Here is a 14,536-nt window from a genome sequence, read left to right as displayed (position 1 = left end):
TCTTTTTCTTTCTTGCTCTCTTCAATCACTCTTGAAGCATAAGGTTCTGGTACTGGATCATAACGGTCCATTTCCATTGTATATGTTCCTAAACCAGTTGTCATACTTCTAAGTTCAACACAATATCTAGACATGTTTGCCATAGGAACTTGTGCATCAATTTCTTGATCTGAATCCACTGGAGTCATACCCATGATTGAACCTCTACGCTTGTTCAAATCACCAATGACAGCACCTGTAAATTCATCTGGAACACGAATCTTGACATTCATGATTGGTTCTAATAAGATTGGACGAACTTTTGTCATCGCATCTTTATAAGCTAAGTGAGCAGCCATCTTAAATGCCATTTCACTTGAGTCAACATCATGATATTTACCATCTAACAATGTAGTTTTTACATTTACCATCTTATATCCTGCTAAAGGACCCTTTTGGCAACATTCACGAAGACCCGTTTCAACAGCTGGAAAATATTGTTTAGGAACAGCTCCACCAAATACCTTTTCTGCAAATACCATTTCTTCTTCATCAGGATTAGGACTAAATTCTACAAATACATGTCCAAATTGTCCATGTCCACCCGATTGTTTTTTATGACGACCTTCACCAATAGCTGTCTTTGTGATGGTTTCACGATAAGTAACCTTTGGATTACTTAAGACAACTTCAGCTTTAAATTTAGAATTTAATTTATTCACAATCACGTCTAAATGCTGATCACCAATACCATAAATCACTGTTTCTTTTGTTTCCGGATTATTCACAACTTTAAATGTTGGATCTTCTTCTTGTAAACGAGCAAGACCATTTGATAAACGATCCTCATCATTTTTAGTCTTAGGTAAAACAGCCTGACCATACATTGGCGTATCGAATGTGATTGGATCAGCCATCAACAATTTACCTTTATCGCACAAAGTGTCATTTGTCTTTGTGTTTTGTAACTTAACTAAAGCTCCAATATCACCTGTAAATAATTTACCAGCCGCTGTCTGATGTTTACCCTTAACAATATAGATTTGACTGATCTTTTCTGGTTTACCATTATTGGCATTCACTACTGTACTATCAGCTGCAAGCACACCACTCAATACTTTGACATAGCTAATTCTTCCAACAAATGGGTCTACGATTGTTTTAAATACTTGCGCTGTTAAAACTTCCGTTTCACTTGTCAACAATTCCACTTTAACACCATTTGGAGTTGTAGCTGTATACATACCTCTTTCTGAATATGTTGGGAAATAACTAACGATTAAATCCATCAAACGTTGAATACCAATTGAATTAACTGCACTACCAGAATATACTGGACAAATTTCTCCATTACGCACACCAATTCGAACACCACGTTTTAATTCTGCATCACTAAATTCTTCACCAGAGAAGAATTTTTCCATTAATTCATCATCCCCCATAGCTACAGCTTCTGCAATCTGATCTTTATATAGAGCCACTTCTTCTTGCATAGATTCTGGAACTGGACATGGTTTATCCGCTAATTCTGGACTGTAATACCAAGCTTTATTTTTAATGATATTTACAGATCCAACGATTTTTCCATCTTCAACGATAGGAACTTCAAACGGAATAACACTTTTACCAAATTCTTCACGCAACGCTTGATAACTAGCATCAAAGCTTGTGTGTTCTTCATCTAATTTATTAATAAAGAAAATAGTAGGTTTCTTTTCAGCAACGGCTTGTTTATACGCAAGTTTTGTTCCTGATTGTAAAGGATCTTTGGCATTGACTACAATTAAACTTGAATCACCAACTGAAAAACCACCTTGTTTTTCACCAACGAAGTCTAAATAACCTGGTGTATCAATAAAATTAATCTTACTATCTTCCCATTCAATTGGAACAATAGTTGTATAAACAGATAGGCCACGACGAATTTCTTCAGTGTCAAAATCAATCATTGAACTTCCTTCTGTTGTTTTTCCAAAACGATCTGTTGCCTTTGTATAATACAACATAGCTTCTAATACACTTGTTTTTCCTGCTCCACTATGTCCGATTACGCTTACGTTACGTACTTCAAAACTTTGATAATCTCTCATACGCTTAACCTCATCTTAAGATAGGCTCTAATTGAGCTCTACAATGTTCACGAACATAATCCAATGCAACACGACCTTGTTTATCTGTCATATCTTTATCAGCTCCATACGCCAATAATTTTTCAACTAAACTTGGATATCCACCATAAGCAGCACGCATCAATGCAGTTACACCATTATTATCAAATAAATTCACATCGGCGTTTCTTTCAAGCAATAAGTGAATTGTGTCACGTTTAAATGCGATACAAGCTTCCATTAAAGCACTACGACCTACTTCATCTTGATCATTGATTCTTGCCCCAGCATCTAATAACACTTCAACACAACGATCTTGTCCTAATAAACAAGCACGCATTAAAGCTGTACGACCTCTATCATCTTTGGCATTTACATCTGCCCCTGCATCAATCAAAGCCTTTAAGATTGTTTTATTGCCTTTTTTTGCAGCTGTCATCAAAGCTGTTTTCCCTTTATTATCTGTAATATTCACATCTGCCCCATTATCAAGTAAAACCTGTACAACATCTTTTCGATCACGTTTACTTGCACGCATCAAAGCTGTACGTCCATCACCATTCTGATAATTTACATCTGCCCCTGCTTTGATTTGAGAACAAACCATTGGGAAATCACCATTTGCGCATGCATCCCAAAATACCTTATTAAAATTCTGATCCATTTCAATCATCCTCCTCATCCTTTATTGTTCATGAAATCACAGAAAAACTGGAATGATAGTTCACCCCAGTTTACATATGTACAAAGAAAAGATTGAAATTTTATTTAATTTTACACCTTGAACTTGATTCATCTCAATCACTCCTTTGTCTAACCTGATTTCATTCTAACAAAGAAATTATTTTGTGCAAATCAAGTACCAACTTGGACAGAAAACCTACCGATTATGCCTTTTCCCAGAACAATTCGATAGATTCATGAAGCGGACCTTCAATAAAAGCTACTCGAATAGGAAATACAGGATCTGTTTTCATAACTACATCTATAGGTTCAACACTCACTTTATAGCCAGCATTATGAACTCTTTCAACAATTTCATCCACATGATCTGTCGCAAACGCAAAATGACGAATACATCCTTCACCGACGGATTTTGTGCCATCCAAAAAGATTTCAATACAACTATTAAAACAATCCAAATGAATTCCTGAATCCCACTTTCTTAAAATAGGAAATCCAAGTAATTCGTGATAAAAATAAATCATTTCATCATATTGTTCTTGTGTCTCACATTTAAATGCGACATGATGAATACCTTTAATCATAATTTCTCCTTTCTAACAAGCTAAATGTAACTTGTCCTTTTTCCCTTTGAACATCCGTACAAACCACACGTACACGCATGCCCATTTGGAACACTTTACCATGTGTCTGTCCCTTTAAAGTCATTGTATCTTCATCATAATCGTAGAAGTCGTTTGAAAGAGTATGAACAGGAACAAGACCTTCAACCGTATTATCCATTTCCACAAAGAATCCAAAACTCATTACACCAACAATTGTACCTTCAAAAACTTGACCTACACGTTTTTCCATATATTGTGCCTTTTTATAATCATTGACCATTCTTTCCATCATGATCGCATCTCTTTCTTTTTCAGAAATATGGAAGGCTTGTTTTTCGATTTTCTTTTCATCATTTGATGGTGTACGCTTTTGTTCTTTAAAACAATATGCATGCAACATACGGTGTACGACTAAATCTGAATAACGACGAATTGGACTTGTGAAATGACAATATTCTTCTAAAGCAAGTCCAAAGTGTCCAAGACAATGTGCATCATAACGCGCTTTTTGCATAGAACGCAAAGAAACCATAGACAGGACTTCATATGCATTTTCATCTTGAATGGATTCTAAAAATTTTTGAATTTGACTCGCATTGACTTCATCTGGATAAAAATCAAATGGAATACGCAAAGAATTCGCAACCGTACAAATTGTTGCCACCTTTTTAGGATCTGGATTTTCATGCACACGATACATACTTGGTATCTTATTGACATGCATATGGTGAGCTACGCAAACATTGGCTAAAATCATACATTCTTCGATCATTTGTTCGGCAAAACCACGTTCTAACACATTAACATCCACTGGATATCCATTTTTATCCATAATGATCTTTGCTTCTTTTGTATTAAAATCAATACATCCACGATTATGCGATTGTTTCTTTAATAGTTTAGCCAAAGACTCTAAAGTAAACAACAATTCTTTTACTTCAGAATACTCTTGTAAAATTGCTTTATCACCATCTAAACACGCATTCACTTTTTTATATGTACAACGCTTGTCAGAATGAATCACACTTGGAAAAATATTGTATGTCAATAGATTTCCCTTTTCATCCACTTGCATAGCACAAGTAATTGTGAGTCGATCTACATTTGGATTTAATGAACAAATACCATTGCTTAAATCAAATGGAAGCATAGGAACAACTCGATCACAAACATATATAGAATTTCCTCGTAAATAGGCTTCTTGATCAAGGGCACTATTTTCTTTTACATAATGAGAAACATCCGCAATATGTACATACAATACATATCCTTTTTCATTTTTCACAATAGAAATCGCATCATCAAAATCCTTGGCATCATCCCCATCAATGGTAACCGTTAATAAGCCTCTTATATCTTTACGATTTTCAAGTTCATCCTTTTGTACTTTAGCAGGAATTCTTTTGCACTCCTTCACAATTTTTCCATTAAACACCTGGCGCACTTGATTACTTGTAAGCATCGCACTAATATCAACACCTGCATCATCTGGATGTCCTAGAACCTGAATAATTCTTACTTCTAGTGGATCTGCATATTTCACGATTTGACATACAACTTTTGTACGTTTTTTAAAACTAAATTCTTTTTCATTGACTACACGAATCGAACAATGTAAGTCTAGATCACTATAAAAGAATGTCTTCTTCTTTTTAACAATCATAACTCCTGTAATATTTGTCAATCCATGATTAAACACTTTAATTAAAGATGGTTCAGGCTTTAAGCGAACTAACACTTCATCTTTATCAAAGATCTTCATCTTTTTATTTTTCGGAACATATACTTTATTGTTTTCATTAAAGACAGCTATTTCATATCTCGAAATATCTTTTGCGCTTCCAGCCATAAAATGTATATCATCAATCAAATACAAACTTGTATGATCGTTATAAATCAACTTTTCATCTTCTAACTCATTTAAAGACTTCACCATTTCTGTAAATTCTTTACTTGATTTAGGTCTTACTATTTTTTCTAAATCTCGTATTTTACATTCTTTTTTTTCTTCTAAATATTGAATGATTTTTTCTTTCATTTCTTTCCTCCTTTAAAACAGAAAAAAGACCTTAACGGTCTTTTAATTACACAATCTGCAATGCGATCACAATCGCAAAGAACAAAATCCCACAAAACAAAGTTAAGCGAGAGATAACTTTTTCTGGTCCTCTTTCTTTTTGTACCGCAAACAAGTTCAAATCTCCACTTCCTGTAAAGGCAGCCGATAATCCGTCTGATTTACCACTTTGTAATAATGTTAATATAATAATAACACCAGATAATGTCATTAAAACCACGTTTAATATATCTTTCATTTTTTCATCACACCTTCTACGATATTTCGATTATACCAATAATTCAAAAAAAATACTAGTCAAAATTATAGCCCACTAAATCCATTAACGTATCCACTACGTGCGTCGGATAAATCTTTAGTTGTTCAATATCTTCCTTTTTATGAACACCCGTCTGTACAAGTACTGTTTCAATATTTTGTTCAAATCCAAGTTTAATATCCGTTTCTAAATTGTCACCGATCAATATGATTTCATCTTCTTTTAAGCCAAAATACTCCAAACATAAATCAAGAATAGCTCGATTGGGCTTACCAATACGAGGCGATTTTTGATTGGCTGCATACTCAAACATATCGACTACACTTCCATTGCCTACTTCAAATCCGCCAGGTTTTGCCAAAATACGATCATTATTTGTACCAATGATCTTAGCTCCATTTAAAATCAAAGATAACGCTTTTGAATAAGATTTATATGTTGCATCTTTATCCAATCCAATAAACACAAAATCCGGATTTTCATCATCAACAATAAAACCTTCTTGATCCAACGCATCTTTCATACCTTGTTTTCCGATATAATATGCCCTATTTCCCTTGTAGTGTTTCTTAACATATTGACAAGCTGCCATAGCACTATTATAAAACATGGACGGCTCTATGTTTGTATATCCCATATCTTGCATATGTTTTACATTTTCTTGTGGCGTACGCATAGAATTATTTGTCAAAAAAATAAACGGAATCTTATTTTGGATACAATAATCTAAAAATTGATGAGCACTTTCAATAATTTGGGTACCACGATACATTGTGCCATCTAAATCAAATACTAAAGTCTTCATAAACATACCTAAAAAAAGAAAGTCTTAGTCGACTTTCTTTAAATCCATATATGGAATTTCTGTTGGTGTTTCACGACCAAATAAAATCAATAATACTGTAGCTTCTTTCTTTTCTTCATCCATAGATTCAATAGTACCTTCTGAATTTTTGAATGCACCATTTGTGATTTCTACGCGATCTCCCACTTCAAAATCAACCTGAACATTTACATCTTGACGACCTAAACGACGCAATACCGCATCTACTTCTTCTTGAGCTACTGGGAATGGTTTTGCACCCTTTCCACTTGATCCGATAAATCCAGTTACACCTGGTGTATTACGTACAATATACCATGCTTCATCTGTCATAATCATTTGCACTAACAAATAACCAGAAAATAAGTTATGTGTTTTTTCAACTGGTTTACCATTTTTATATTCAATTTCTTTTTCTTCCGCAACGACGATCTGAAACAAGAAGTCTTCAAGACCCATAGTTTTAATACGACGTTCTAAGTTTTCTTTTACACGATTTTCTTGACCTACATATGTATTTACTACATACCATTCTTTTTTTAACTCTGACATAATTTCCTCCCTATGCGCCAACGATCATTTTAACTAGACCACTTGATAAAACCTCACAAACAAAGAAATACAAACCAAATAATACTGTAAATACAATAACTAAAGCACTTGATGACATCAATTCTTTAAATGTTGGCCATTTTACAGTCTTTAATTCTTTGAACACCTTTGAAGGTGAATATGTTCTTTCCTTTTTTTCTTTACTCATATGGATTCCTCACTTTGTTTCCTTATGCAAAGTATGTTTGCCACACTTTGGACAATACTTTTTAATTTCAAGACGTTGCGTGTTGGTCTTCTTATTCTTTTCGGTCGTATAATTTCTTGATAGACACTCTGTACACGTCAAAACAACTTTATCTGCCAATTCCTTCACGCTCCTTAACTCATTAAATGTACCATTTAAACCATTCAACTGTCAATTGTCGTATACCATTTTTTTACCTTTTCAAACATAAAGTTAACCTTTGCACAGCTTAATCCAAGTTTTTGCGCTATATATTTAAAGGTATATCCCTCCATACGTAAATCGACAATTTGAACATATTCTTCGCCAAATAAATTCATAATTCTTGTCTTAATGTGCTCCCACATCAACTTATCCATCACAATTTCATGTACTTCTAAAGAATCATCCGTGCTGATTGTACTATAATACAAGTTCGTATCTTCTTTCACTTTTTGATCAAAACTTATACAAACCTGATTTAGATAACATTGTTTGCGTATGGCTTGACGTAAAAGATCATACCCTTTATTTTTGGTGCAACGCCTATAAAAACTTGTAAATGTTAATACACGATCCATACGATATTCAAAAATACATCGATACAACAATAAGTCTGCATGTCTGTAAAACTCATCTCTTTCACATAATATTGTATTCGTCTTACGCACAAATATATCCGCCCATATTTCTGTAACCATAGGTCTGTAATATTGGATTAAATGATTCATCTCATAAAAATCATTCATTTGAATCAAGTATATACTTTCATATATGTTCATAACTATCACCTAAATTCATTATAATAAGGCAATGTGAAAAAGACATTAAAAAAGCCAATTTTTAAAAATTGACTTATTTTTTTGGATTTCTTTGATTATATACTTCATACATCAAGATAGCAGCTGCCACACTCGCATTTAATGAAGTGATACTTCCTACCATCGGTAAGTAAACCATATAATCGCATTGTTTTTTTACAAGATTTGAAATGCCTTGCCCTTCTGAACCAATTACTAATACAGTCGGTGAATCATACATACCTTCACGATATTCCCTGGCATCTTTCATATCGGTTCCGACAACCCAATATCCTTCTTGTTTTAGGTTTCTAAGTGTTTGTGATAAATTTGTAACAATGGAAACAGGCACTGTATACGCTGCTCCTGTACTTGCCTTCACAACCGTTGGTGTTAAGCCACAACTGTTGTGTTTTGTTAAAATTACACCATCTACACCTGCACAATCACAAGTTCTTAAAATTGCACCTACATTATGTGGATCTTGTATTCCATCCAAGGCAACAAGAAGACCTGGTTTTTTTTGCGCGAGATACAATCTGCTCAATACTATACGTTTCAATTTCACTGACCTTAACTGCCACACCATTATGATGTGTAGTATTGGCAATCTTATCTAATTTTGCACGATTACAATATTCTACTTTTAAATTTGATTTTTGGATTGACTTCAAAAGTTTTGCATCTTTCAATCCTTGAAGTACATATACCTTTTCGATTGAATCCATATCATTTTGAAGTGTAGAATATACGTTTTTTCCATATACGATCATAGACTATCCCCTATTTCAATAATTTTATCAAGACAAACCTTCAGTCTTTCTTGATGGCCATATAAGTACAAATAGCCAAGCATTGATTCCAATGCGGTTGCTTCTAAGTATGTTTTGTGTGTCGCATTTTTAGCTTTTGAATGAATAGTGGCATTTCTTCCACGCGCTAAAATTGTCTTTTCATCTTCTGTAAAAAAATCTTCTTCCATCATTTTATTTAGCATGATGGCTTGTCCTTTTGCGCTACAAATAACAGCATTTTTCTTTTGAAGAACATGGGCCTTACGAAAGCCTAAACTCAAAAGGTGTTCACGTACTGCCAAAGACATAACGGCATCACCAATCCATGCAAGACTAGTCGCATTTTCTGTTACTATTTCCATTACAGAATTCCTTTTTCAATCAATGTTTGACGAAGTGTATCCGCTGTTTTGAAATCTTTTTCTTTTACAGCACTTCTCCAGTTTTGATACATCTCTTTGTCTTCGTTAGTCATTGAAACTTTATCGAATTCAATACCTAGAATATAAAGCATCTTTTCTAATGTATGTACTAAAACAGCTAAATTTTCAACATCGATTTCTCTTTGACGTACGGCCTGATTGATTTTCTTAACCAATTCATATACAACACTTATCGCATTTGGCGTATTTAAATCATCATTTAATGCATCAATAAATGCAGTATATGTTTCATCAAATGTAGTAGCTTCTTGAGCACTTGATAATACCAATTTTACGCATGCTTGTTTATAAGCTGCCGCAATCTTGTCTAGTTCCTTCTTTGAAGTTGCGAAAGCTTCTTCATTTAAATTTAATGGTGCACGATAGTGTGTAGAAATCATTAACCAACGAGTTAAATTACCTCCGTGGTTGGCAATCAAATCTTTAGCCCACCATACATTTCCTAAAGATTTAGACATTTTAATACCATTGATATTGATCATACCATTGTGTACCCAGATATTTGCCAAGTGTGTATCGTTGCATACTTCACATTGGGCAATTTCATTTTCGTGATGTGGGAATTTTAAATCCAATCCACCACCATGAATATCAATCAATGTTTTCTTGAATACATCCTGAATCATTACAACACATTCTGTATGCCATCCTGGACGTCCTTTTGACCAAGGTGAATCCCATTTAATACCTTCTGTTGTCTCTTTCCATAAAGTAAAATCTAATGGATTTTCTTTCTTTTCATTTTCATCAATACGAGCTCCTACCATTAAATCATCAATACTTTGATGAGATAGTTCTCCATATTTTTTATCACTATTAACTCGGAAATAAACATCGCCTCCAACTTGATAAGCTGAACCATTTTTAACCATCTTATCAATGAACTCAATAATTCGATCCATAGTTTCTGTTACACGTGGTGCATAATCGGGAAGATCTGCATGAAGTCCTCTTCGTACATCATTGTAGGCAGCAATGAATTTATCTGTAATTTCTTTTTCAGACACGTTTTGTTCAATTGCCGTTTTGATGATCTTATCATCTACATCTGTATAGTTTGAAGCAAAAGTCACTTCATAGCCTTGTGCAGACAATGCTTTTTTTAATGTATCAAATACAACGATAGGACGTGCATTTCCAATATGTGGATAATTGTATACTGTAGGTCCACATACATACATAGAAATCTTACCTTCTTCGATGGGTTTTAATTCTTCAATTGTTTGAGAATAACTATTATATAATTTCATAATAAAATGTCCTCCAATTCATACAGTTTATTATACAATACAAAGCTCGAAAAAAAAAAGCTAACCAAAAGGTTAGCTTACATGTAAATTATTCATAATACGACGAATATCTTCTTCATATGGTGTACCTGCTAAATTTTCTAATGCCGGTGTAAAATATTCCATCATATGATCTACATCTTTCAAATATGAATATTGAAGTCCAATTAAATATTGAATGGTTCCAACTGGAAATTTCTTATTGTTGTCAAGCTCAGATTTTCCATCCCACATACCATTTAAGATATCTTTGCAATCCTCAATATATTTGGCTTCTTTCTTCATTAGAATGCTAAATTGAATTTGCATATTCTTAAATGATTTTTCATCAATATAGCTTTTTCCATAAGAAAGCATACCCTCTGCTTTTTTAATTTTACCTTTTTCTAAATAATAATAGAATCCACGAGAAGCAACACTTGCTTTTTGTTTATTTGAAATACGCATGTTTTTCAATAAATCAAATTGTTCTTCAATTTTAGCATCATTTCTTTGCGCTAAGTATCCACTTAAACGCATATACTCACGATTAAATGCTTGATATGAAAATTTACAAGCATTTGAATCCAATGTTTTATAGAATTCATCATATTGTTCATTATCCAATTGAGATAACAATTTTTTCCATACCACTTTCTTCATAATGATTGGCACAAAAATAAAAACCAATGTCATTATGACGATAATTATTAAATTTAAATTCTTACTCATCTTTATCCTTATCCTTTTCTAATTCTAAAGTTAAATCACGAAACTGAGCCAATAGATCTTCACTAATTCCGTCTTTTCTTAATTTTTCCATGTAGACAGCATCCAAATCATCTACATCTTTTGTCAAATCATCGCGCTCAGAATCTGTCAAACGATGTCGAATTCCCATCGCTAGCACCTCACAATCTCTAAAGGTTAGAATACAGTATTTACCTATTTATTTCAAGTTTTGGTTTGCACTTTTTAGTTAAGATGAAAAAAAAGGAATCCAATTGGATTCCTTTAAAAAGTCTTACGATAATTAAGCTAATTCTGAGAAATACTTAATTGTACGAACCATTTGGCTAGTGTAAGAGTTTTCGTTGTCGTACCAAGAAACAACTTGTACGTGAGTAGTTCCGTCACCTAATGAGTGAGCCATTGTTTGAGTAGCATCGAACAATGATCCGTAACGCATACCAACGATATCACTAGATACTAATTGTTCTTCAGTATATCCGAATGATTCAGTTGTAGCAGCTTTCATAGCAGCGTTGATTTGGTCAACTGTAACTTCTCCGTCAACAACAGCTACTAAAATAGTAGTTGATCCTGTAGGAGTTGGAACACGTTGAGCAGATCCGATTAATTTTCCGTTTAATTCAGGAATAACCAATCCGATAGCTTTTGCAGCACCTGTTGAGTTAGGAACAATGTTAACTGCAGCAGCACGGCTACGACGTAAATCACCTTTACGTTGAGGTCCGTCTAATGTCATTTGGTCACCAGTGTAAGCGTGAACTGTAGTCATGATACCTGATTTAATTGGAGCTAATTTGTTCAAAGCGTTAGCCATTGGAGCTAAACAGTTTGTTGTACAAGAAGCTGCAGAAATTACTGTATCTTCTGGTTTTAATGTTTCGTGGTTTACATTGTAAACGATTGTTGGTAAGTCATTTCCTGCTGGAGCAGAGATAACAACTTTACGAGCACCTGCTTTAATGTGTGCTTCTGCTTTAGCTTTTGAAGTATAGAATCCTGTACATTCTAATACTACGTCAACTCCTAATTCACCCCAAGGTAATTTAGAAGCATCAGCTTCTGCGTAGATAGTGATTTCTTTTCCATCTACTGTAATTGAGTTTTCACCAGCAACAACTGTGTCAGCCTTAGCGTAAGTTCCTTGAGTTGAATCATATTTCAACAAGTGAGCTAACATCTTAGGGCTAGTCAAGTCATTGATAGCTACTACTTCGTAGCCTTCAGCACCAAACATTTGACGGAATGCCAAACGTCCGATACGTCCAAAACCGTTAATCGCAACTTTTACTGTCATGTCAGTAAATCCTCCTTTAAATACCATTGTTATTATAAAAGCCTACCGTTAATTTGTCAATTCTCTAACAAGTAAAACTTTTAACAACTAACAACCACTTATATTTTAGACTATTTACAGTCCATTCTCAAGTGCTTTCACACTTTTTACATAACCTTAATTGTGCTATTATATTCAAAAGGAGGAATTCAAAATGAACCAAAGTTTAATCCTAGATTTACTAGAAAATAACGCTCGCTTATCATCACAAGATTTAGCAGATATTCTAAACGACGATGAAGCGAGTATAAAATCCGAGATTCAATCTTTAGAAAAAAATAAGATCATTTGTGGTTATCACACGATTATCAACTACAACAAAGCATTAAAAGACCAAAAAGTCTTAGCTTATATAGAAGTAAGTTGTACACCAACTAGAAATAGAGGGTATGACAAAACGGCAGCATTGATCGCCAATTATCCAGAAGTCGATACTATGTATCTTTTAAGTGGAGATTGTGATTTCTTGTGTTTAGTACAAGGAAAAACAATGTTTGAAGTGGCTCGCTTTGTATCAGATAAAATTGCTTGTGTAGAAGATGTACGATCTACCAAGACTTTATTTGTCTTAAAACAATATAAACAAAGTGGTATTGTTATGATTGACAAGCCTGAAGACAAAGAATCAAGATTGGTTGTGACTCCATAATGAAATGTTTATCTACAAAAGCAACATCCATTAAACCGAGTGGGATCCGAAAATTTTTTGATTTAGCAAGCACCATGGAAGGGGTTATCTCTTTAGGTGTTGGTGAGCCTGATTTTGCGACACCATGGCACATCTGTGAAAATGCAATTCATTATATGAGCACAGGTCACACACACTATACTGCTAATCGTGGGTTATTAGAACTTCGTGAAGAAATCTGTAAATTTCATAAAGAACACTACAATCAAGTATATGATCCTGAAAATGAAGTCATTGTTACAATTGGTGGAAGTGAAGCCATTGACCTATGTATGCGTGCCCTTTTAAATCCTGGAGATGAAGTCATTGTATTGGACCCAAATTATGTTGCCTATGCACCTAGTGTTATATTAAGTGATGGTGTCGTTGTTCCTTTAAAATTAAAAGAAGAAAATGATTTTAAAATTCTTCCAGAAGATTTAAAGAAAGTGATCACACCAAAGACAAAAGCTATGATCATTAACTACCCTAGCAATCCTACTGGTGGTGTCATGACTAAAGAAGATTACGCAAAGATCATTGATATCATTAAAGAATCTGGCATTTACGTCATTAGTGATGAAATCTATGCAGAACTTAGTTTTGATCAGCCATTTGCTTCATTAGCTCAATTTGATGAAATCAAATCTCAAATTATTGTCGTTAACGGATTTTCAAAAGCCTATGCGATGACAGGATGGCGACTTGGCTATTGTATGGCCAATAAAGAACTATCTTCTGTAATGAATAAGATTCACCAGTATGTGATTATGTCAGCTCCTGTTATGTCCCAATATGCTGGTATTGAAGCCATCAAAAATGGATATGACGATGTATTGATGATGAAAGAAGATTATCTAAAACGAAGAAATTTCTTAGTCAACCGATTGAATCGTATGGGTCTAAAAACAAATATGCCACATGGTACATTCTATGTTTTCTGTAATATTCAATCAACTGGGCTTGATTCAGAAACATTCTGTGAAAGACTACTACAAGAACAGAAAGTAGCCTGTGTTCCAGGAAACGCTTTCGGAGATAGCGGAGAAGGATATGTCCGTATCTCCTATGCGTATAGTATTGACCATATTAAAGAAGCCATTGTTCGCCTAGAACAATTCTTAAAGGATTTAGAAAATTAGTCTAAATCCTTTTTTTCAATTAA

19 protein-coding genes are annotated in these 14,536 nt (G+C 33.9%); 2 read left to right on the top strand and 17 right to left on the bottom strand.

The window, feature by feature from the left end; genetic code table 11:
• The 17 genes from fusA to gap form a co-directional block, all read right to left on the bottom strand.
• Nucleotides 1–2,069: elongation factor G (gene fusA, locus EUBIFOR_RS10510; RefSeq protein WP_003866037.1), on the bottom strand; the 2,069-nt coding region annotated here is incomplete at its 3' end.
• A 10-nt stretch (nucleotides 2,070–2,079) separates the two neighbouring features.
• Nucleotides 2,080–2,751 (bottom strand): ankyrin repeat domain-containing protein, encoded by a 672-nt coding sequence (locus EUBIFOR_RS10505; protein ID WP_040466503.1) that lies wholly within the window; start codon nucleotides 2,749–2,751, stop codon nucleotides 2,080–2,082.
• Between the two features lie 223 nt (nucleotides 2,752–2,974).
• The gene (locus EUBIFOR_RS10500; RefSeq protein ID WP_003866035.1) at nucleotides 2,975–3,355 is read right to left on the bottom strand and encodes a VOC family protein; all 381 of its coding nucleotides are present in this window, start codon (nucleotides 3,353–3,355) and stop codon (nucleotides 2,975–2,977) included.
• A complete protein-coding gene (rnr, locus tag EUBIFOR_RS10495; protein WP_003866034.1) occupies nucleotides 3,348–5,414 on the bottom strand; it encodes a ribonuclease R in 2,067 nt (688 codons plus the stop codon). Before rnr ends, EUBIFOR_RS10500 begins: the two co-directional genes overlap by 8 nt.
• Before the next feature lie 46 nt (nucleotides 5,415–5,460).
• The gene (gene secG, locus EUBIFOR_RS10490; protein WP_003866033.1) at nucleotides 5,461–5,691 is read right to left on the bottom strand and encodes a preprotein translocase subunit SecG; all 231 of its coding nucleotides are present in this window, start codon (nucleotides 5,689–5,691) and stop codon (nucleotides 5,461–5,463) included.
• A gap of 55 nt (nucleotides 5,692–5,746) precedes the next feature.
• On the bottom strand, nucleotides 5,747–6,517 hold the full coding sequence (locus EUBIFOR_RS10485) for an HAD-IIA family hydrolase (protein ID WP_003866032.1): 771 nt from the start codon (nucleotides 6,515–6,517) through the stop codon (nucleotides 5,747–5,749).
• Between the two features lie 24 nt (nucleotides 6,518–6,541).
• Nucleotides 6,542–7,087: a transcription termination/antitermination protein NusG gene (gene nusG, locus EUBIFOR_RS10480; RefSeq protein WP_003866031.1), complete on the bottom strand. Its 546-nt coding sequence runs from the start codon at nucleotides 7,085–7,087 to the stop codon at nucleotides 6,542–6,544.
• Between the two features lie 10 nt (nucleotides 7,088–7,097).
• Nucleotides 7,098–7,295, bottom strand: a complete 198-nt coding sequence (secE, locus tag EUBIFOR_RS10475; RefSeq protein ID WP_003866030.1) for a preprotein translocase subunit SecE — start codon at nucleotides 7,293–7,295, stop codon at nucleotides 7,098–7,100.
• A gap of 9 nt (nucleotides 7,296–7,304) precedes the next feature.
• A complete protein-coding gene (gene rpmG, locus EUBIFOR_RS12545; RefSeq protein WP_083783560.1) occupies nucleotides 7,305–7,454 on the bottom strand; it encodes a 50S ribosomal protein L33 in 150 nt (49 codons plus the stop codon).
• Between the two features lie 44 nt (nucleotides 7,455–7,498).
• Complete coding sequence (locus EUBIFOR_RS10470; protein ID WP_003866028.1) at nucleotides 7,499–8,095, bottom strand: hypothetical protein; 597 nt, start codon at nucleotides 8,093–8,095, stop codon at nucleotides 7,499–7,501.
• A 73-nt stretch (nucleotides 8,096–8,168) separates the two neighbouring features.
• Nucleotides 8,169–8,612, bottom strand: coding sequence for a 23S rRNA (guanosine(2251)-2'-O)-methyltransferase RlmB (gene rlmB / locus EUBIFOR_RS13325; protein ID WP_003866027.1), 444 nt, complete (start codon nucleotides 8,610–8,612; stop codon nucleotides 8,169–8,171).
• Nucleotides 8,587–8,886 carry an RNA methyltransferase substrate-binding domain-containing protein gene (locus EUBIFOR_RS13320; protein WP_003866026.1) on the bottom strand — a complete coding sequence of 100 codons (300 nt, stop codon included), beginning with the start codon at nucleotides 8,884–8,886 and terminating at the stop codon, nucleotides 8,587–8,589. Before EUBIFOR_RS13320 ends, rlmB begins: the two co-directional genes overlap by 26 nt.
• Nucleotides 8,883–9,269 (bottom strand): Mini-ribonuclease 3, encoded by a 387-nt coding sequence (locus EUBIFOR_RS10460; protein WP_003866025.1) that lies wholly within the window; start codon nucleotides 9,267–9,269, stop codon nucleotides 8,883–8,885. The genes EUBIFOR_RS13320 and EUBIFOR_RS10460 overlap by 4 nt, the downstream gene beginning before the upstream one ends.
• On the bottom strand, nucleotides 9,269–10,600 hold the full coding sequence (gene cysS / locus EUBIFOR_RS10455) for a cysteine--tRNA ligase (protein ID WP_003866024.1): 1,332 nt from the start codon (nucleotides 10,598–10,600) through the stop codon (nucleotides 9,269–9,271). The genes EUBIFOR_RS10460 and cysS overlap by 1 nt, the downstream gene beginning before the upstream one ends.
• Nucleotides 10,601–10,672: 72 nt before the next feature.
• Nucleotides 10,673–11,350 carry a hypothetical protein gene (locus EUBIFOR_RS10450; RefSeq protein ID WP_003866023.1) on the bottom strand — a complete coding sequence of 226 codons (678 nt, stop codon included), beginning with the start codon at nucleotides 11,348–11,350 and terminating at the stop codon, nucleotides 10,673–10,675.
• Entirely contained in the window at nucleotides 11,343–11,519 is a 177-nt protein-coding gene (locus tag EUBIFOR_RS13025) for a hypothetical protein (protein ID WP_003866022.1), read from the bottom strand. Before EUBIFOR_RS13025 ends, EUBIFOR_RS10450 begins: the two co-directional genes overlap by 8 nt.
• 132 nt (nucleotides 11,520–11,651) lie before the next feature.
• Nucleotides 11,652–12,665, bottom strand: coding sequence for a type I glyceraldehyde-3-phosphate dehydrogenase (gene gap, locus EUBIFOR_RS10445; RefSeq protein WP_040466502.1), 1,014 nt, complete (start codon nucleotides 12,663–12,665; stop codon nucleotides 11,652–11,654).
• Nucleotides 12,666–12,858: 193 nt separating this feature from the next.
• Here gap and EUBIFOR_RS10440 point away from each other — a divergent pair, with 193 nt between their 5' ends.
• Nucleotides 12,859–13,353, top strand: coding sequence for an Lrp/AsnC family transcriptional regulator (locus EUBIFOR_RS10440; protein ID WP_003866020.1), 495 nt, complete (start codon nucleotides 12,859–12,861; stop codon nucleotides 13,351–13,353).
• Entirely contained in the window at nucleotides 13,353–14,513 is a 1,161-nt protein-coding gene (locus EUBIFOR_RS10435; protein ID WP_003866019.1) for a pyridoxal phosphate-dependent aminotransferase, read from the top strand. The genes EUBIFOR_RS10440 and EUBIFOR_RS10435 overlap by 1 nt, the downstream gene beginning before the upstream one ends.
• The last annotated feature ends 23 nt before the right edge of the window (nucleotides 14,514–14,536 follow it).

Source organism: Holdemanella biformis DSM 3989 (assembly GCF_000156655.1).
Taxonomy (GTDB): Bacteria; Bacillota_I; Bacilli_A; order Erysipelotrichales; family Erysipelotrichaceae; genus Holdemanella; species Holdemanella biformis.
Note: the sequence above shows the minus strand (reverse complement) of the source record. Positions and strands in the feature narration are given on the sequence as shown.